The sequence below is a fragment of the Rhizobium rhizogenes NBRC 13257 genome, from assembly GCF_000696095.1.
In the GTDB taxonomy this organism is placed as follows: Bacteria; Pseudomonadota; Alphaproteobacteria; order Rhizobiales; family Rhizobiaceae; genus Rhizobium; species Rhizobium rhizogenes.
This window is the reverse complement of record NZ_BAYX01000002.1, coordinates 52448-71494: the sequence shown is the minus strand read 5'-3', so window position 1 is coordinate 71494 and position 19047 is coordinate 52448. Positions and strand designations below refer to the sequence as shown.

19 protein-coding genes are annotated in these 19047 nt (G+C 61.5%); 8 read left to right on the top strand and 11 right to left on the bottom strand.

Annotation, left to right across the window (positions count from 1 at the left end; all coding sequences use genetic code 11):
- Window positions 1–117: 117 nt before the first annotated feature.
- The 3 genes from RRH01S_RS04315 (at window position 118) to zwf (ending at window position 3772) form a co-directional block, all read left to right on the top strand.
- A complete protein-coding gene (locus RRH01S_RS04315) occupies window positions 118–1158 on the top strand; it encodes a zinc-dependent alcohol dehydrogenase family protein (RefSeq protein WP_034519186.1) in 1041 nt (346 codons plus the stop codon).
- Window positions 1159–1212: 54 nt separating this feature from the next.
- Window positions 1213–1983, top strand: a complete 771-nt coding sequence (gene tam, locus RRH01S_RS04310; RefSeq protein WP_042470107.1) for a trans-aconitate 2-methyltransferase — start codon at window positions 1213–1215, stop codon at window positions 1981–1983.
- A gap of 268 nt (window positions 1984–2251) precedes the next feature.
- Window positions 2252–3772, top strand: a complete 1521-nt coding sequence (gene zwf, locus RRH01S_RS04305) for a glucose-6-phosphate dehydrogenase (protein ID WP_042470105.1) — start codon at window positions 2252–2254, stop codon at window positions 3770–3772.
- Between the two features lie 41 nt (window positions 3773–3813).
- Here the strand turns inward: zwf and RRH01S_RS33120 are convergent, their stop codons facing one another.
- The 3 genes from RRH01S_RS33120 to RRH01S_RS04290 form a co-directional block, all read right to left on the bottom strand.
- On the bottom strand, window positions 3814–4677 hold the full coding sequence (locus tag RRH01S_RS33120) for a carbon-nitrogen hydrolase family protein (RefSeq protein WP_052365175.1): 864 nt from the start codon (window positions 4675–4677) through the stop codon (window positions 3814–3816).
- 126 nt (window positions 4678–4803) lie between these two features.
- Complete coding sequence (locus RRH01S_RS04295) at window positions 4804–6165, bottom strand: metallophosphoesterase family protein (RefSeq protein WP_042470103.1); 1362 nt, start codon at window positions 6163–6165, stop codon at window positions 4804–4806.
- Between the two features lie 81 nt (window positions 6166–6246).
- Window positions 6247–6642: a hypothetical protein gene (locus RRH01S_RS04290; RefSeq protein ID WP_007699442.1), complete on the bottom strand. Its 396-nt coding sequence runs from the start codon at window positions 6640–6642 to the stop codon at window positions 6247–6249.
- Window positions 6643–6868: 226 nt separating this feature from the next.
- Between RRH01S_RS04290 and RRH01S_RS04285 the strand changes: the two genes are divergently transcribed.
- Window positions 6869–8395 carry a helicase HerA-like C-terminal domain-containing protein gene (locus RRH01S_RS04285; protein WP_042470101.1) on the top strand — a complete coding sequence of 509 codons (1527 nt, stop codon included), beginning with the start codon at window positions 6869–6871 and terminating at the stop codon, window positions 8393–8395.
- 138 nt (window positions 8396–8533) lie between these two features.
- Here the strand turns inward: RRH01S_RS04285 and RRH01S_RS04280 are convergent, their stop codons facing one another.
- Entirely contained in the window at window positions 8534–9313 is a 780-nt protein-coding gene (locus RRH01S_RS04280) for a VOC family protein (RefSeq protein ID WP_012651121.1), read from the bottom strand.
- 159 nt (window positions 9314–9472) lie between these two features.
- A complete protein-coding gene (locus RRH01S_RS04275) occupies window positions 9473–10198 on the bottom strand; it encodes a DUF899 domain-containing protein (RefSeq protein ID WP_012651120.1) in 726 nt (241 codons plus the stop codon).
- Window positions 10199–10267: 69 nt separating this feature from the next.
- Here RRH01S_RS04275 and RRH01S_RS04270 point away from each other — a divergent pair, with 69 nt between their 5' ends.
- Window positions 10268–10714, top strand: a complete 447-nt coding sequence (locus RRH01S_RS04270) for a MarR family winged helix-turn-helix transcriptional regulator (protein ID WP_012651119.1) — start codon at window positions 10268–10270, stop codon at window positions 10712–10714.
- Window positions 10715–10717: 3 nt separating this feature from the next.
- Here the strand turns inward: RRH01S_RS04270 and RRH01S_RS04265 are convergent, their stop codons facing one another.
- The 3 genes from RRH01S_RS04265 to RRH01S_RS04255 all read right to left on the bottom strand — a co-directional run bounded on the left by RRH01S_RS04265 (window position 10718) and on the right by RRH01S_RS04255 (window position 12368).
- On the bottom strand, window positions 10718–11470 hold the full coding sequence (locus RRH01S_RS04265; protein ID WP_034519197.1) for an RES family NAD+ phosphorylase: 753 nt from the start codon (window positions 11468–11470) through the stop codon (window positions 10718–10720).
- A complete protein-coding gene (locus tag RRH01S_RS04260; protein ID WP_007699419.1) occupies window positions 11430–11813 on the bottom strand; it encodes an MbcA/ParS/Xre antitoxin family protein in 384 nt (127 codons plus the stop codon). The genes RRH01S_RS04265 and RRH01S_RS04260 overlap by 41 nt, the downstream gene beginning before the upstream one ends.
- Window positions 11814–11945: 132 nt before the next feature.
- On the bottom strand, window positions 11946–12368 hold the full coding sequence (locus RRH01S_RS04255; protein WP_012651117.1) for an organic hydroperoxide resistance protein: 423 nt from the start codon (window positions 12366–12368) through the stop codon (window positions 11946–11948).
- A 132-nt stretch (window positions 12369–12500) separates the two neighbouring features.
- On the opposite strand from RRH01S_RS04255, the gene RRH01S_RS04250 reads away from it, so the two are divergent.
- A complete protein-coding gene (locus RRH01S_RS04250) occupies window positions 12501–12962 on the top strand; it encodes a MarR family winged helix-turn-helix transcriptional regulator (RefSeq protein WP_012651116.1) in 462 nt (153 codons plus the stop codon).
- Window positions 12963–13004: 42 nt separating this feature from the next.
- Here RRH01S_RS04250 and RRH01S_RS04245 read toward each other — a convergent pair whose 3' ends face one another.
- Both RRH01S_RS04245 and RRH01S_RS04240 read right to left on the bottom strand, forming a co-directional pair.
- Window positions 13005–13745 carry a L,D-transpeptidase gene (locus RRH01S_RS04245; RefSeq protein WP_007699410.1) on the bottom strand — a complete coding sequence of 247 codons (741 nt, stop codon included), beginning with the start codon at window positions 13743–13745 and terminating at the stop codon, window positions 13005–13007.
- 162 nt (window positions 13746–13907) lie between these two features.
- Window positions 13908–14711, bottom strand: coding sequence for a L,D-transpeptidase (locus RRH01S_RS04240; RefSeq protein ID WP_034519574.1), 804 nt, complete (start codon window positions 14709–14711; stop codon window positions 13908–13910).
- 158 nt (window positions 14712–14869) lie between these two features.
- On the opposite strand from RRH01S_RS04240, the gene RRH01S_RS04235 reads away from it, so the two are divergent.
- Together RRH01S_RS04235 and scpA are read left to right on the top strand one after the other, a co-directional pair.
- Window positions 14870–16210 carry a methylmalonyl-CoA mutase family protein gene (locus RRH01S_RS04235; RefSeq protein WP_012651114.1) on the top strand — a complete coding sequence of 447 codons (1341 nt, stop codon included), beginning with the start codon at window positions 14870–14872 and terminating at the stop codon, window positions 16208–16210.
- 253 nt (window positions 16211–16463) lie between these two features.
- On the top strand, window positions 16464–18596 hold the full coding sequence (gene scpA / locus RRH01S_RS04230; protein ID WP_034519202.1) for a methylmalonyl-CoA mutase: 2133 nt from the start codon (window positions 16464–16466) through the stop codon (window positions 18594–18596).
- Between the two features lie 15 nt (window positions 18597–18611).
- On the opposite strand, the gene RRH01S_RS04225 is transcribed toward scpA, so the two are convergent.
- Window positions 18612–19043, bottom strand: coding sequence for a hypothetical protein (locus tag RRH01S_RS04225; protein ID WP_034519205.1), 432 nt, complete (start codon window positions 19041–19043; stop codon window positions 18612–18614).
- Window positions 19044–19047 lie beyond the last annotated feature (4 nt).

Here is a 19047-nt window from a genome sequence, read left to right as displayed (position 1 = left end):
GCGCCGGATGATGCTTTCCGTGCGCAATTTTCATGCGCCGAAACAACAGCTTGACGAACGGGTCGATCAGGAAAAATGATGAGCCAAAGCAAACGCGGCGAGCTATAGGGGATACCCATGAAAGCTATGTATTATGAGGCCTTCGAGGCCACCCCCGAGATCCGTACCCTCCCCGACCCCACACCCAGCGAAGATGGCGTCGTCATCGCCGTCGGCGCAAGTGGGCTTTGTCGCAGCGACTGGCACGGCTGGATGGGCCACGACCCCGATATCAAGCTGCCGCATGTGCCCGGCCATGAGCTGGCCGGTAAGGTGGTGGCGACCGGCCGTGGTGTTGTCCGCTTCAAGGTCGGCGACCGTGTCACCGTGCCGTTCGTCTCCGGCTGCGGCCATTGCGCCGAATGCCATTCCGGCAACCAGCAGGTCTGCCCCAGCCAGTTCCAGCCCGGCTTCACCCATTGGGGGTCCTTCGCCGAATATGTGGCGATCGACTATGCCGATACCAATCTCGTGCATCTGCCGGAGACGGTCGACGATGCCACGGCGGCAAGCCTCGGCTGCCGTTTCGCCACCTCGTTTCGCGCCGTTGCCGATCAGGCGAAAACACGGCCGGGCGAATGGATCGCCGTGCATGGCTGCGGCGGCGTTGGCCTCTCCGCGATCATGATCGCCAGCGCCCTTGGAGCGAATGCCATCGCCATCGATATTTCCGATGAGAAGCTGGCTTTCGCCCGCGAATGCGGTGCCGTCGCGACCATCAATGCCGCCAGTGTTGCCGATGTCGCGGAAGCCGTGCGCGAGATCACCAAGGGCGGCGCGCATGTGTCGATCGACGCGCTCGGCCATCCCGTCACCTGCTTCAACTCGATCAAGAATCTCCGCCGCCGTGGCCGGCATGTGCAGGTCGGCCTGATGCTCGGCGACTATGCGACGCCGCAGATCCCGATGGCGCAGGTGATCGGCCACGAGCTGGAAATCTACGGCAGCCACGGCATGCAGGCCTGGCGCTACGACGCCATGCTTGACATGCTCGCCGCCGGCAAGATCGCCCCGCAAAAGCTGATCGGCCGCCGGATCAGCCTGGAGGAGGCCGTGCCGGCGCTGATGGCGCTGGACAAGGCCGAGGGCACAGGGATCAGCGTGATTACACGATTCTGATATATCCCGGTGCTACGCCGGGATGAAGCAAAGTCCATCTGAGAGGATACCATCATGGCGTGGTCTGCCGGCCAATATGTGAAGTTCGAGGATGAGCGCACGCGCCCGGCGCGCGACCTGCTGGCGCAGGTGCCGCTCACGCGCATCGACCGTGCCATCGATCTCGGCTGCGGACCCGGCAATTCGACCGAACTGATCGTCGAGCGTTATGGCGTGGCCGGTGTTTCCGGCCTCGACAGCGACGACAACATGCTGGAGGCGGCCCGCGCCCGCATGCCCGGCACGGACTTCGTCAAGGCCGATCTCGCGACATGGCAGCCGGACGAACCCGTCGACCTGCTGTTCGCCAACGCCGTCTTCCAGTGGCTGCCCAATCATCTCGAGATTTTCGACCGGTTGATGGACGGGCTGAAATCCGGCGGCGTACTCGCCATCCAGATGCCGGACAACCTGACCGAACCCAGCCACCTGATGATGGAAGAGACCGCGAAAAGCGGCCCCTGGAGCGAGGCCTTCGCGAAGAAGAGCGTCCGCCGCAATCCCCTGCCCGCGCCGTCAGTCTATTATAACAGGCTGATCGGCAAGTCCGCCCGCATCGATCTCTGGCACACCAATTACAATCACGCGCTCGAAAACGCCGCCGCCATCGTCGAGTGGGTTAAGGCCACGGGCCTGCGCCCCTATCTCGATCATGCCGGTGCCGAACATCGCGAGGCCTTCACGGCCGATTATCTCGCGCGCATCGAAAAGGCCTATCCGCCGCTCACGGACGGCAAGGTCCTGCTGCGGTTTCCGCGGCTGTTTCTGGTGGCGGTGAAGAAGTAAGCCGCCGCCGAGATCCACAAAGACAGGCTGGCGGCGATCCATCGACAACCGACGCCAGCCCGCGCTACAGCGCCGTGCGTCACATGTGACGCACAAAGGTCGCTGTAGCACTTCAAATCTGCCGCATAATTTTATCCTTAGATCGATTCCGATCTAAGGAATTATGCAGTAGAACATGCGCAGCCAAAGCAAAAACTGCAACAGGTCCGAGGAGATACCCCATGTCGTCCAGAAACCCGATGTTTATCCGCTTTGCCGAGGTACACGCATGAGCGGCCCGGATGTTGCACCGGCTCCACCGTTGACCTTCGTGATCTTCGGCGCCACCGGCGATCTGACGCGGCGGCTGCTGATCCCGACCCTCATCAACATGTCGCGCAGCGGGCTGGTGGGCGACGACCTGCATATCCTTGGCATCGGCATCGAACCTGGCGGCGTCGATATGCTGCTGGAGCGGCTGGATTCGTTTCTCGCGACATCGGGCGACATGCAGGAACCAGAACGGCAGGAGGCGTGGCAGAGCCTGCGCAAGCGCATTGCCTATATCTCCGGCGACTTCACCCAGAACGCCGTCTATGATGAGATCAGCAAATACCTGTCGCAGGCGCCGAGCGCCAATGCGGCCTTTTATCTCGCCGTGCCTCCGCGCTTCTTCGGCGATGTCGCCGAAAAGCTCTCTGCCAACGGCCTTATGAACGAAACGGCTGGCGCCTTCCGCCGGATCGCGATCGAAAAGCCTTTCGGCCACGACCTCGCCTCGGCTCGCGAGCTGAACGCCCGGCTGCTCAGCCACGCCAACGAAAACCAGATCTATCGCATCGACCATTTCCTCGGCAAGGAAACCGTCCAGAACATCATGACGACGCGCTTCGCCAACATGATGATCGAGGCGCTGTGGAACAACAACTATATCGATCACGTCCAGATCACCGCGGCGGAACTGGTCGATGTCGGCACGCGCGGCAAATTCTACGATGCGACCGGCGCGTTGCGCGACATGGTGCCGAACCACCTCTTCCAGCTTCTGGCCATGGTGGCGATGGAGCCGCCGAACAATTTCGACGCCGAGTCGATCCGCAATGAAAAAGGCAAACTTCTAAAGGCCTTGCGCATCTATTCGCCGGAAGATGCTGCCAAGAACGGCGTGCGCGGCGCCTATACGGCCGGCCCTCTCGCCGGCAAGGATCTGCCCGCCTACACCGGGACGGCCGATGTCGCGCCCGATAGCAGCACCGAGACCTTCGTGGCGCTCAAACTGCTCGTCGATACCTGGCGCTGGGCTGGCGTCCCCTTCTATCTGCGCACCGGCAAGGCGCTGAAGGCGCGTGATACCGAGATCGTCATCACCTTTCGGCAGGTGCCCTTCGCGCAATTCCCGCGCCCGGCCTCGCGCCCGCAGCTGCCGCCGAACCGGCTGATCATCCAGGTGCAGCCGGACGAAGGGCTGGACATGGAAATCTCGATCAAGGCCCCCGGCCTCGTGCTGAAGACCGTGCCGATCTCGCTCGATTTCCGCTACGCCGACCGCTTCGACATCGGCAAGCAGACCGGCTACGAGAGCCTGTTCTACGAACTCTTCGTCGGCGACCAGACCCTGTTCCAGCGCGCCGACGGCATCGAAGCCGGCTGGGCGGCGGTACAGCCCTTCCTCGACCTCTGGGCCGAGGGCGGGAAGCCCGATCCTTACGCGCCCGGCAGCATGGGACCGGCCTGTGCCGACGACCTCATCCAGCGCGACGGCCGCGCCTGGCATCAGCCGGATGAGAAGCCGGAGGGCAAGAAGGTCTGAGTTAGCGAGGCCAGCTCCGGAGAAGGGGCTGGCTCCGCGTCTCAATCCTCGAACTGATACAGGATACGTTCGGCTCGGCGCGATTCCAGAACGGCCGCGAAGAAGCGATCCTGTTCGGGATCGTCGGCCAGCGCGTTCATCGTGAAGCCGGCCTCATGGCGCGTGGCCTGTCCGCCCATATATCCGCCGCGCTCCACCCATAGGCTTGGATAATCCTGGCTGTACCGGCAGGAGTTGGCAGAGCTGACGGCATAGACATATTGCCGGCCATAGGCTTGCATCAATGGCGGGATCGTATGGGTTTCATTCTTGTCGCGCCCCTGACCGTCGGCGCAGGCGGAGTGAAAGACAAGTTCGACCTGGCCTTCATACGCACGCCAGAGCTCGGGATAGCTCCAATCTCGACAGATCAGAAAACCGCAGGAAACGCCTTCAATATCCAGGATGAGCTGGTGGCGACCCAATTCGAAAGCCCGCTGATCATTGGTCGAGCAACAGCGCTTGTCATAGCGGCCGGCGAGTTGACCGTCGCGGTTGAAAACATAGAGAGAATTGAATTTCTTCTGCGTGGCGTCGTCGCGATGCACACAGCCAGTCGCGACCCAGACGCGGTGACGACGCGCCGCGGATTGCACCGCTTCCACCGCCACCTGAAGACCAAACCAATCGAAGCCGGTCCAGTCCGGCCAATTGGCCGAGCCATAGCCGGACAGAGCACATTCCGGGAAATGGGCGACATCGGCTCCTGCCTCGGCCGCCGCTTCAATCAGCGACAGAATCTGCGCAGCATTCACCGCGATGTCATGCCCCACGGGGATCTGGCACGTTGCCACTCTCAGACGATCCGGCGCTCCGATGGCCGAAGGCCGCTTGTGCCAAGTATAGGCGCCATCCCACTTCGCCATGAACTTTCCCCGCAAAGACTCGATTCGGCTATGCGATTAGCCTAACAGAAAGCGATCCGCACTCGAACGAACCATGCTACCTGCCGGCAGCCTTTCCGATGTGGAGCACCCCAGACCCTCGGTGGATCACTGTGCCGCAGCAATCGAAACCTGCAGCCCGCTGCCCACGAAGGGACGATCCGCCGCTCCACCCTGACCATGGCCCACGCTCCATTGCGACGGCCATACCAGACGCTCGAGGCCGGTTGCGGAGGCCGCATCGAAGGAGGTCCATCTGTTATCGCCATGCATGCGGTAGAGCACGCCACCCGGCCCCATGCCGGGATGCAAGACAATATCGAGGTCGAAAGGCTGGCCTGCGGCGAGATCGGGACCCAACCAGTAATGCGGACTGCGACCTGGATCGCGACCCAGGATCACGGTCAAGGTCTGTCGCGGACCGCGCAGACCAAGCCAGAGCGGCGCGATACTATCGGGATTGAAGGCGGAGAAGAGGGTTTCAGCCGGAGCATGTGCCTCCTCCGGCATCAGCCCCCGTATCCGCAGTTCGACAACAGGGTCATTGCTCGTCGAGCCGCTAAACCCAGCCGCATGCGTTCCAGGTGAGAGGTTTTGCCACTCCTCCGGATCAGCCGGCTTGAGAGGCCATTGCAACCGTTCGCGAACAACTCCGTCCGTATCCAACACCTGATAACGAAAACTGTCCGCATCGAGCGCCGCCTGGATGCAATGGAGATATTCCACGCCCTCCGGCATTCGATGAGCCGTGCCCGCGCCAGCGGTGCAAAGCTGTAGGACACCGCGATGAACCTGGACGTCGAAGACAAGGATATGGCTGCAAACATAGGCCAGCACATCGGCTTCAACCAGAATATCCCAAAACCGCTTGGCATATTCGGGGCCGATCTCGCGCTGATACGCGCCGGAAAATCCGTTGACGGGGAAGACTGGGTGGTGGCCGAGGACGATCTTGTGGCTGATATCGTCATGTGCCTTCAGCGTTGCTTCCAGCCACTCGGTCTCGACATGGCCCTCGCCGCCGAGGCCGGTCCAGAGCGTATGGACGAAGACCAGCAGAAGATCGCCATGGCGCACCCAATAGGACAGGCCTTCCTGCCCCGGTGGTCCGTTTTTAGGAAGCTGCAGGACCTCGCGGAAGATCTGCTCGCTCATCTCGTCATAGGTGGTGTGGTTGCCGGTCGTGTGCCAAAGCGGCGTCTTTTGACGATCGAGCCAGCTCATTTCGTGATCGAGCCAATGTCGCCATTGTGCTCTCAATTCTTGGGCATCGGCGGTCAGGCCGATGACTTCATCGCCCGGAAACAGAATGAATTCCGGTGGCGGATCGAGCCGGCGCAAGACGGCATTGACGGCAGCAAAGGTCTTTTCGTGCAGCGCGCCTGGAACGCCGGAACAGGAATCGCCATAGAGCACGAAGTTGTGGCCTGATCCTTGCGGCAGAAGAGACGGAATAGGATTGGCGGACATGAGCGGCCTGCAATCTACAGCATAACAAAACGAAAAACCCCGCGGATGAACCGCGGGGTCCCTGTCACGAATAACAGCAGATTACACGAACTGGCTCAAGCCCGGCACGGAGCCGACGACCTTGTCGACCACGTCGTTGCCGGCATGCTCGCGGGCGGCTTCAATGGTTGCCTTGGCGAGCGAGGTCACCTCACCCATGCTGAGGCCGCTGCTCATCAACTGCTGGCCAAGCGCCATGATACCGCCGCCGCCGCCGACAGCGCTGAGAAGGCCGCCAAGCAGGCCGCCGCCGGAGGCTTCTTCGCTGCCATATTGCGCCACCAGATCGGTAGCACCGGGGATGGCGGCAATCATCTTGGTGACCGGGCCATCTGGAGATTCACGCTGCAAGAAGCCAAGGATCGTGCCGACGGCTTTCTCCGCGACATCGGGTGCAATACCAGCTTTCGCCGCGATTTGATCAATAACTTCGTTCACTTAAACCTCCAGCCTGTTGATTCCGACGTTAACGTCAACGTAACCGAATGAGCCGACAGGCACAAGCCGTGCCGGATATGCGTAGTCTATCATGAACATAACCATGACGCGAATGGTTGTCGCCATTCAAGTCTGTTCTTATAACAGCTTCAGGACAAATCGATGAACCGGCCCGGGCAGCTCCTTTAGAGTTGCCGTGCCGCCGCCCACAGGGAGACGACACCTCATGCCGCAGCAAGATGGACAGATTTTCGTTGGCGCCAGCCGCAAGCCGGACGACAGTCTCAACAAGAGCGAATATCTGACGCTGAAATTCGGCAATCGCCACGGTCTCATTACCGGCGCGACCGGTACGGGCAAGACGGTGACGCTGCAGGTGCTGGCGGAAGGCTTTTCCAAGGCCGGCGTGCCGGTCTTCTGCGCCGACATCAAGGGCGACCTCTCCGGCATCGCCGCCAAGGGCGAGCCGAAGGATTTCCTGTTGAAGCGCGCCGAGGAAGTCGGCCTGAAGCCCTATGAATTCGAGCAGTTCCCCGTGATCTTCTGGGATATCTATGGCGAAAAGGGCCATCGCGTGCGCGCCACCATCGCCGAGATGGGACCGCTGTTGCTCTCCCGGCTGATGGATGCGTCGGAGGCACAGGAAGGCGTGCTCAACATCGCCTTCAAGATCGCCGATGAAAATGGCCTGGCGCTGCTCGACCTCAAGGATTTCCAGGCGCTGCTGAACTACATGGGCGAAAATGCCAGCGAGCTTTCCAGCAAATACGGCCTGATCTCGAAAACCTCCGTCGGCTCGCTGCAGCGGTCGCTTCTGGTGCTGGAGCAGCAGGGGGCGGCGAACTTCTTCGGCGAACCGGCGCTGAAAATTTCCGACATCATGCGCGTCAACAATAACGGCTACGGCCAAGTATCCGTACTGGCCGCCGACAAGCTGATGATGAATCCGCGCCTCTACGCCACCTTCCTGCTCTGGCTGCTCTCCGAGCTCTTCGAGGAACTGCCTGAAGTCGGCGATCCTGAAAAACCGAGGCTGGTGTTCTTCTTCGATGAGGCACATCTGCTCTTCAACGATGCGCCGAAAGTGCTGATCGAGCGTGTCGAGCAGGTCGTACGCCTGATCCGCTCCAAGGGTGTCGGCGTCTATTTCGTCACGCAGAACCCGCTCGACGTGCCGGAAACCGTGCTCGCTCAGCTCGGCAACCGCGTGCAGCATGCGCTGCGCGCCTATACGCCGCGCGAACAGAAGGCCGTGCAGACGGCGGCCGACACGTTCCGGGCCAACCCGGCCTTCAAGACCGCCGATGTCATTACCACGCTCGGCACCGGCGAGGCGCTGGTGTCCATGCTCGAAGGCAAGGGCGCGCCCTCGATCGTCGAGCGCACCCTGATCCGCCCGCCGTCCGGCCGCATTGGCCCCCTGACCGATGCCGAACGCCAGGCCATCATCAATGCCAGCCCGGTCGCCGGCCTCTACGACCAGACCATCGACCGCGAATCCGCCTATGAAATCCTCGCCGCCCGCGCCGGCAAGGCAGCCGAACAGGCTGCAACCAAGGAAGATGGAGACAGCACCGGCGGCTGGACGCTTCCCGGCTTCGGCGGCGATAGCAACAAGCCGGCAGGCCGCGGCCGCTCCGGCTACCAGCGCGAAACGATCCTGGAAGCAACGATGAAAAGCATGGCGCGTACGGTCGCAACGCAGGTTGGGCGGGCGCTGGTACGGGGGATTCTGGGAAGCTTGAAGCGATAAAAGATCACCCTCCCCTTGAGGGGAAGGGTCGGACCGAAGGTCCGGGGTGGGGTGATCTGCGACAAACTCTGCAGATCCGAATGTCACCCCCACCCGCCGCTTTGCGGCGACCTCCCCCCTCAAGGAGGAGGTGTTATACTACCGACCCGGCGCGACCAGAGAGAAGAACGCCCCTTGCGGATCAATGGCCTGGACGATCCAGCTGCCGCCGGGGACTTCCATCGGACCATTGACGATCTTGCCGCCGGCTTCGTTGATCCGGCCAATGGCTGCATCGATTGCCGGAACGTTGAAATAGAAATTCCAAGCGGGCATGGGCATCTCCGCCGGCTTCGTCATGATGCCGCCGAAGTCGCGGCCCTCGATCTTGAAGATCTTGTACTGGCCCATCGGACCCATGTCGAAATCGGAACTCCATTCCCAGCCGAACATGTCGCAATAGAAATCGAAAGCTTTCGCGCCGTCACCGGCATAGAGCTCGTGCCAGCCGACATAGCCGGGCGCGTTGGGTGCCGGCACCTCCCAGTCCTGCCCCGGCAGCGGCGTGAAGAGGCAGAAGGCGGCGCCATAGGGATCGCCGACAACGGCGAAACGGCCGACGCCGGGAATATCCCCCGGCTCCCGATAGACCTTGCCGCCCTTGGCCGTGATCGTTTTGGCCGCCTCATCGACATTGGGCACGCTGATATAGCCGGTCCAGCAGGGCGGCGTGCCCATGGCCTTGGCCTCGTCCGGCAGGATCATCAACCCGGCGATCGGCCCCGCGCCGGCGCTGAACAAGGTATAGGCCATCTCGATTTCCGGCATGCCGGCATCCTGGGCATCCCAGCCGACGACCTTGCGGTAGAAGGCTTCCGCCGCCGCCATATCGGTGGTCATCAGTTCGTACCAGACAAAATATCCCTTCGCAGCAGCCATTGTCTCTCTCCCTATTGCTTGCGGCGGTGATTGGCGATCACGAGCTGCTTCCGGCTCCACCCGGATGACAAGCCCTATCCATAGTCCTAAACACGGCGCTCCGGATCTTTGTTCCCTATAGCCTTCAGCCGTGACCCCATGCGGCCAGACTCTCACGCTTCAGTGACAGCAGGATTGCGCCTTCGGGCTCTCTTCATATTCGTCGTGGCGACGAACGAAAGACATGGTGCCATCTTCGTTGCGACCCTTGGGCGCGCGGTCGAGGATCATCAGCGTGCCGATCAGCTCTTCCGGGCCGCGGGCGTAGCTGGAATAGGTATGGAAGATATTGCTTGCCTCGTCCTTGTAGAAAGCGCTGAGGCCCGGCAACTCGTCATGGCCTTCAGACGGATCTATAGCTGCGAAATTGTAGAATATCGTCTCGCCAGCGAGCTGCTCCTTCGAAAAGGAGACGTGATAGTCGAAATTGAAATCGTCGGCGAAGGACGAGAACCACGGGAATTCCCAGCCCATGCGCCTCTTATAGGCTTCCACCTTCTCGAGCGGAGCGCGGGAAACGGCGACCAGGCTGACGTCATGATGATTGAGATGCGGCAGGGCTCCATCGAGATGATCCGCAAGGAAAGAACAGCCGGGACATCCCGCGTCCCAATCCGGACCGAGCATGAAGTGATAGACGATCAATTGACTGCGTCCGTCGAAGAGATCGGCAAGCGTCTTCTTGCCCGTCGGCGTGTCGAAGACATAGGTCTTGTCGACCTTGACCCAGGGCAGAGCCAGGCGCTCGGCATTGACGCTGTCGCGCAGATGCGTCGCTTCCTTCTCCCGGGCCAGCAATTTGCGGCGGGCCTCCAGCCAAACTTCGTGGGAAACGATCTGGTTCATTGTCCGCCCTCCTCCGGCGTTCATTATTCCAAATCTTGACAAATATATTGATATCAATATTATTTCATCATGTCAAATGTGATTGAGATTCCCTTCGAAACAACGCTTCTGGTGCGCGATACCTGCCTTTGCCTGCATGTGCAGCGCGCCGCCCGCGCTCTGGCACGTCGCTTCGACGAGGCGCTAAGGCCGCTCGGGCTCACCAACGGCCAGTTTTCCCTGATGATGTCCCTGAACAGGCCGCAGCCCGCGCCGATGGGACCGGTCGCGACACTGCTCGCAATAGACCAGACGACGCTGACAGCGGCCTTAAAGCCGCTGGAGCGACGGGGCTGGGTGAGCGTTCTTCCCAATCCCAGGGATCGACGCGCGCGGCTGCTCAGTCTGACGCCGTCAGGCAAGGCAGTGCTGGCGGCCGCGGTGCCGATCTGGGAAGCGACGCATACCGAGGTAGAGCAGCGGTTGCCCGACGGCAACGGCGATGGATTGCGGCGGGACCTGCTGGCTCTCGCCTGACCGCTAGCCCCGCATGCGGGGGTCGTCGCCGAAATCGCTGCGCGCGAAGCCGAGACGGGCTTTGGGAAACTCGCAGAGTGCCTGCACGCCGGCTGGCGACAGCCGGATGCGCCAGGTCTGACGCTCCACAGGCTCGCGCGCGGCAAAAGCATGGGCTGTCAGAAGTGCAATATTCTTGCCGCCCTTGGGATCGCGGACGGACTGGTAGAGGATCGCGTCAACCTTCCCTGCCCGCGCTGCGTCAGCAAGAGACTGGCAGGCTTCGTAATTAACGGGATCGGCCCAGGCTTCGCGATCGCGCTCCAGTGGCGCAAGCGTCAGATCGACCGCCTGCTTGGTCGCAATCACAGCCGCAAAGGCGGTATATTCGGCCGCGTTGGCGGGCAGCGGCGTTCCCGGAGAATCGCTGAAGAAAAGCAGCCGATAGAAGCTCATTTCCGCCAGTGCCGTCTCGACCTGTTCGGACGCATAGAAGACGCCCAGCGTACGCCCTGCTCGCCGAAAGCGCGAGCCATAGGGATAGATCGCACCGTAACGAAAGGGCGTGGCCAGCAGGTAATCCAGGCCGGCGCATTCCGGTGGTAAAGCCGGCTTGCTCTCTTCCAGAAGGGTCTCGAGAAGAGCCTGCTCCTCCAGCGTGTCGACCAGCTTCAATGTCGAGACCTGATGCTGCGCCTCCACCAGCCGCCAATAGCGGCCGGACATCGGCCGCGCCTCAGACGAGAGCGCGTCGGGCGTCCAGATAGGCAAGGACATCGGTCAATCCGGAAATGGAAGTGATCTTTTCAAGCGGCGTTGCGCTGAAGGCGAGATTGGGATTGCGCAGCCATTGCCGTGCCACGGCCTCGTCGCCGCCGACGATCGCATCGAGCGAGCGGAAGAGGCGCACGAAGAGGACCGCGAGCTCGAACGGCTTGCTGTGACGTTCCAGCAGATGGTCCCGCCGCTTCATGCGCGACACCGTCGCTTCCGAAACGCCGATGACATCTGCGAGTATGCGTGCGTTCAACCCCAGCCGCTCGGCGGCATTGACGGCCGCCTTGGTGATGACCAGAGCCTCGCCGGGGATTGCATGATGTATCGCTTGAGCATTTGCCATAGCCACATCCTTTCTCAAGAAAATATATAGCAACTTTCTTGCAAAAGAAAAAGGGGCGATACGCCGAAAAGCGTGTCGCCCCTTTTATGTACCGTCCGCTCCGTTAGTCCGGTGCGACGGTAAAGCCTATTCTCAGGCCACCGTGACCGGCACTTCCGTCGAGGTGCGGAGCGCATGGCTGTAAGGGCAAACGATGTGGGCTGCGGCAACCAGCTTTTCAGCTTCAGCCTTGTCCAGGCCCGGAATGTGAACCGACAGTGCGACTTCGATGCCGAAACCGCCGCCATCTTCGCGCGGACCGACGCCGACCGTTGCGGTCACTTTGGCGTCTTCCGGAATCTTGACCTTCTGCTGGCCGGCGACAAATTTCAGCGCACCGAGGAAGCAGGCGGAATAGCCGGCAGCAAAAAGCTGTTCGGGATTGGTGCCGGTGGCGCCATCACCGCCCAGTTCCTTCGGCACGGTCAGCGTGACGTCGAGAACGCCGTTGTCGGAAACAGCGTGGCCAGCACGGCCGCCGGTGGCGGAAGCTTTGGTGGTGTAGAGAATAGGCATGTCGGATCTCCTTTGCGGGTTGAATGGATTTTGTATATAGCACGATTTAATCGTGTACAACATATTTTTGCGGTTTGATTTTGAAAAGTGAACCTGTGACAATGACACTAACAACAAAATGGTGGAGCAGCGATGACAGACAAGGTGCAGGGGCGAGCAATCCCGGATGAGGAAAAGCGGCTGGAGCGGCAGCTTTGCTTTGCGGTCTACGCCACTGCGCATGCTTTCAATCGTGCCTACAAGCCGATCCTCGATCGTGTCGGCCTGACCTATCCGCAATATCTGGTGATGCTGGTGCTCTGGGAAAAAGGCTGCCTGCCGGTCAAAACCATCGGCGAACAGCTCGATCTCGATTCCGGCACGCTGTCGCCGCTGTTGAAGCGCCTGGAACAGGCCGGCCTGATCGGCCGTGTGCGCGACCCGAAGGACGAACGGCAAGTGATCGTTTCATTGACGGAAAAGGGCGCCGGTATGCAATGCCAGGTCAGCACCATCATGTCCGCCATCGGCGAAGCCACCGGCTGCGACATGGATGAAGTGGCCAGCCTGCGCGACCGGCTGCAACGACTAAGGGCGAATTTGACGGCTGAATAAAAGCCACCAAACCCGCCCTATCCTATCTTAAGCTATGTAAGCCTAGGCCTGCGTTACCAGGATCGGCGCACGCTCCGGCACGCGATCGTAGAGATCGATGACATCCTGGTTCAGTAGACGGACGCAGCCGGAGGAAACGGCCTTGCCGATGGAGCGCCAGTCCGGATTACCGTGTAGACGGTAGAGCGAATCCTGATTGTCCTCGAAGATGTAAAGCGCACGCGCGCCAAGCGGGTTCTTCAGGCCAGGATCCATGCCGCCATTGGCAATCGAATATTTGACGAGTTCCGGCTGGCGGGCGACCATTTCATCCGGCGGGTTCCAGCGCGGCCACTTCTTGCGCCACTGGATGACGCCGCGGCCCTGCCAGGCAAAGCCCTCACGACCGACGCCAATGCCATAGCGCATCGCGGTGCCGCCCGCTTCGGTAACGTAGAGGTGACGCTCGCGCGTATTGACGACGACGCTCCCCGGCGCTTCGCCGGTCGGGTCGGCAACGCGCTGGCGATAGAATTGCGGATCGATCTGCTGGTAGGGCACGGGCGGAATGAGAAAACCACCATCCTCCACGGCCGCGTACATCACGGCCGGATCCGGTTGTTCGCCGCCATAATTGGAGAACCAGCTACGGAAGGGGCGAGAGGCCGGAGCACCGGTGTACTGCACCGGGCTGACGACAGGGCCGCTTTCGACCGTGGAAGCGCAGCCGGCGAGCGTCGAAACGGCGCCAATACCAGCGAAAGCGAGGAAATTTCGTCGGGAAAAAGAAGAAGGCAGGCTCATGTCGACAGCATCATTCCTGTTGGACGGGAAGCGAGAACCGATGACAACAAAGCTGATTCGGCTTCCCACGAGATTCGCAGAGACAGGAGCAAAACTAAAGAGCGCAAACCGGTCCGGCTATCGCACTTATGCAACATCACGAAAATTTGTTATAAACTGTCGTTATAAAACGACAATTTCCGCCTTATCGGGCACCCGGTTGTAGAGATCGATCACATCCTGGTTGAGCATACGCACGCAACCGGACGAAGCCGCCCTGCCGATCGACTGCCAATCCGGCGTCCCGTGGACACGATAAAGCGTGTCCTTGCCGTCCTTGAAAATATAGAGCGCCCGAGCGCCGAGCGGATTGGTCGGCCCCGGATTCATGCCGCCGCGCTCGGCCGAAATCGGCCTGATCTGCGGTTCGCGCGCCACCATTTCAGCCGGCGGCGTCCAGCGCGGCCATTTCGCCTTCCACTGGATGACGCCCCTGCCATGCCAGGCATAGCCGGCAGCACCCAGACCGACGCCATAGCGCATGGCGCGGCCACCCGGCTCGACGAAATAGAGATAGTGGCTCCGGGTATCGACGACGATCGTTCCGGGGCGTTCATTGGTCTGATAGTCCACCTCCTGACGCAGGAACTGCGGATCTATGCGCTTGTAGGGGATGGCCGGCAGCGTGAAATCATCCTCGCTCCTCTGCGCATACATGGCCTGATGCACGGGATTGAAGGTCGGCAAGCCGTAGGTCTGATGGAATTGCGTGCGGAAGAGATCGCGCGATTGCGGCACCGGCTGCACCGGCAGGCGCTTCACCTTCTGCGGATCGATACCTTCCGGCCGATAGAAGACAGGCGAGGTTTCCTGCACGAACCGGTCGGGATCGGTCGCACCCGTATCGGGAACGATGCTGCAGGCGGACAGCATGGCAAGGGCCGCAACGGCAGGCAGGAGGCGGGAAACGGGCAAAAGATCGGCCATCATCGGGAACCAGTTGGAATACGGATCGGTGAGCCGCATGATGACCGGCCCGGCTGGCGCGAGGCTGGCGTCGAAAGCAAAGATATTGCACCAGGAGGTCAAACTTCTGTTTTCCCTCGCCCTGGCTTGGGTTAGACCATTGCGAGACGGAGGATGGCATGAATATCGACAGTCTCGACCCGAACCTTTTTGCGCCGGCAAGCCGGGACGCCTGGCTCAAGTTGGTGAACCGAGCGCTGAAGGGGGCCGACTTCGAGGAGGCACTGGTATCGCGCACCGATGACGGCATCGCAATCCAACCGCTCTACGCCCGCCACCTCGACGCCACTCCGCTGCCGCGCCGCCGGATTGACGCCCCCTGGACGATCAGCCAGCGCATGGACGACCCGGACGTCGATCGCGCTTTCACGCAACTCGACGCGGATCTCGCCAACGGCGCCGGCGGTGTCCACCTCCTGTCGAAAACCAGCTCATCGGCCTTTGGTATCGGCATAGACGCAGAGGCGGACAGGCTCGCAGCGAAACTGGCAGCCGCGCTTTCGGGCAAGGATATCTCGCTGCGCCTTGATGGCTTTTCCCCGGCCCTTGCCGAGGCGCTTGCCGGTTCCTCCAAGCTTGCAGGCCTTCATGCGGGTCTCGACATGTTCACGCCGAGCCAGGCAACCAGCGAGCTGGCAGACAGTTTCAAGCGCCTGCTTGACGAAGGGTTGGCCGGCGCGATCCTCAATGCCGACGGCCGCGCCGTTCACAATGCCGGCGGCACGGAAGCGCAGGAACTGGCTGTCGTTGCCGCCTCTCTCGTGTCGCATTTGCGGCTGCTGGAACAGGCAGGCTCGGCACCGGAAGCGATCCTGAAGGCCACAAGCCTTTGTCTTTCTGCCGATCAGAACCAGTTCGTCACCATGGCGAAGGCTCGCGCCGCGCGGATGCTGTTCGCGCGGATCGCTGAAGCCTGCGGCGTTTCCAATCCGCCGAGGGCTCATCTCTTCATGGAAACGAGCTACCGCATGCTGACCCGGCTCGATCCGGAAACCAACATCCTGCGCAACACCATCGCCGTCTTCGCCGCAGGCACGGGGGGCGCCGATGAGATTTCGGTGCTTCCGCATACGCTTACCCACGGCATCCCGGACCCGCTGGCGCGGCGGCTGGCGCGCAATACGCAGACTGTCCTGATCGCCGAAAGCCACCTCGATCACGTCATCGATCCCGCCGCAGGTGCGGGCGGCATCGAGGCGCTGACGAAGGCACTCGCGGAAAAGGCCTGGGAGTTCTTTGTCGGCATCGAGCGCGATGGCGGACTGACGACGATGATCGCCAGCGGCCGGTTGGCGGCGATGGTGGCGGAGGCGCGCGCAAGCCGCGTGGCAAAGCCGATTGTGGGGACGACATTGTTTGCGATGAAGACGGAGCGGCCGGTTGTGGTTTTGGGAGCGCTTGGGACTGTTACGGCCGGCATGGGATTGAGGCCGGTGCGGCTGGATGAGGTTGGGGCATGAGGGTGGTTATGGAAAGTACGGAGAGTGCGTACCCCCCTCTGTCACTTCGTGACATCTCCCCCACAAGGGGGGCGATTGGTGGGAGTTTGCCGCTCGTTTCCGCAAAACAAGCCAACACAAGCTCAACATATGCGATGCTCGTTTGGGGCAAGATGGCCCCGCGCGTTACCAATCTCCCCCCTTGTGGGGGAGATGTCACGTCAGTGACAGAGGGGGATGGCGCAGGTACAGCATACTCGGAGGTCTCGGTCCCATGAGCCCCATCCCCGACTTCACCACTATCCCCTGGACGAAGCCCAAGACCAAGACGTCGAAAACCGACGCCCCCTCGTGGCAAACCCCGGAAGGCATCGCCGTCAAGCGCGTCTACGACGCGGCGGATCTTACCAACCTGAACTTCCTCGACACTTACCCCGGCGCCGCCCCCTTCCTGCGCGGCCCCTATCCGACCATGTATGTCCAGCAGCCCTGGACCATCCGCCAATATGCGGGTTTCTCCACCGCCGAGGAATCGAACGCCTTCTATCGCCGCAATCTCGCGGCCGGCCAGAAGGGCCTTTCCGTCGCCTTCGATCTTGCCACCCATCGCGGCTATGACAGCGATCATCCGCGCGTGGCGGGCGACGTCGGCATGGCGGGCGTGGCGATCGATTCCATCCTCGACATGCGCCAACTCTTCGACGCCATCCCGCTTGATGAGATGAGTGTGTCAATGACCATGAACGGCGCAGTGCTGCCGGTGATGGCGCTCTATATCGTCGCGGCGGAGGAACAGGGCGTTTCCGAGGACAAGCTGTCGGGCACGATCCAGAACGACATCCTCAAGGAGTTCATGGTTCGCAACACCTATATCTATCCGCCACAGCCCTCGATGCGGATCGTCTCCGACATCTTCAGCTATACCAGCCAGCGCATGCCGAAGTTCAACTCGATCTCGATTTCCGGCTACCATATGCAGGAGGCCGGTGCGACGGCAGATCTGGAGCTCGCCTATACGATCGCCGACGGCATCGAATATGCCCGCGCCGGCGTTGCCGCGGGCCTTGATATCGACAGTTTCGCGCCACGCCTCTCCTTCTTCTGGGCAGTCGGCATGAACTTCTTCATGGAAGTGGCCAAGATGCGCGCTGCGCGGCTGATCTGGGCGGCGCTGATGCAGAAGAACTTTGCGCCGAAGGACCAGAAATCGCTGGCGCTCAGAACCCACAGCCAGACGTCAGGCTGGTCGTTGACGGCGCAGGACCCGATGAACAACATCATCCGCACCATGGTCGAGGCCATGGCCGCGACGCAGGGCCATACCCAATCCCTGCACACCAACTCCTTCGACGAAGCGCTGGCGCTCCCGACCGACCACTCGGCCCGCATCGCCCGCAATACGCAGATCATGCTGCAGAAGGAATCCGGCACGACCGATATCATCGACCCCTGGGGCGGCTCGGCCTATGTCGAGCGGCTGACGCATGATCTTGCGGCCCGCGCCCTCACCCATATCGAAGAGGTCGAAGCCCTCGGCGGCATGGCCAAGGCGATCGAAAAAGGCATTCCGAAGCTCCGCATCGAAGAAGCGGCCGCACGCACGCAGGCGCGCATCGACAGCGGCCACCAGACCCTCGTCGGCATCAATTTCTCACGACCGGAACAGGACATCGAAGTCGACGTGCTGAAGGTGGACAATTCCGAAGTCCGCGCCCGGCAGCTTTCGAAACTGCAGCAATTGAAGGGCACCCGCGAAACGGCGGCGGTGGAGAGCGCCTTGGATACGTTGACGGATGCCGCCCGTAACGGCACCGGCAACCTGCTCGATTTCGCAGTCAAGGCAGCGCGGGCGCGCGCAACGGTCGGCGAGATATCGCTGGCGCTGGAAAAAGCCTATGGAAGGCATGTCGCCGAGATCAAAACCATCTCCGGCGTCTACCGCAAGGAAGTCGGCGATGCCGATCCGGTCTTCAACAAGGCCATTGCCAAGGTCGAGACATTCCGCAAGGCACGCGGCGAAAAGCCCCGCATTCTCGTCGCCAAGATGGGCCAGGACGGCCATGATCGCGGCCAGAAGGTGATCGCCACCGCCTTCGCCGACCTCGGCTTCGATGTCGTCGTCGGCGCGATGTTCCAGACGCCGGAGGAAGTGGCCGATGTCGCCGTGCGCGAAGGTGTCGATATCATCGGCGCCTCGTCGCTCGCCGCCGGCCATCTGACGCTGGTGCCGGAATTGAAGGAAGCGCTCGCCCGCCGCCATGCCGGCCGCGTCCTCATCGCCGTCGGTGGCGTCATCCCACCACAGGATTTCGCAGCACTGGAAACCGCCGGCGCCGACGCGATCTTCCCGCCGGGAACGGTGATCGCGCAGGCTGCGGTGGCGCTGATCGATCGGCTGATGAAGTAGGCAGCAACGCCGCGACTACGGTGCAGCGTGTTCGAACCGTTCATGCAGGGTTTGCTGCGTCTTGACGGCACGGCGACGGATCATCAGAAAGCGGCCGGCGAAGACGCGTGCCGGATCCTCATGCGGAATGTGCCAATGTCCTTCTATTTCACAGCCATCCAGGCTTAGATGTCCTTCATAGTGGACATTGTGTGACAAGTCGTCGCCGTCGTAGAACTTGACGAAGGTCACAAGGTCCTCGGTTCGCCTGCCCTCGACCGAGGCGTGAGCCTTGACGCCCCGGTGGCCGCGGCGCTGCATGATTTCGTGAATCGAGCCGGAGAACGAACTGCCGAATTCGATCAGCGTTGCGAGAAAATGGCTTTCGGGAATCTCATACTTCGCTGGATAATTATAAATCCCGTTCCAGATGCCCGTCAGGTTGAAGCTCTTATCGACCGAACCCACACGC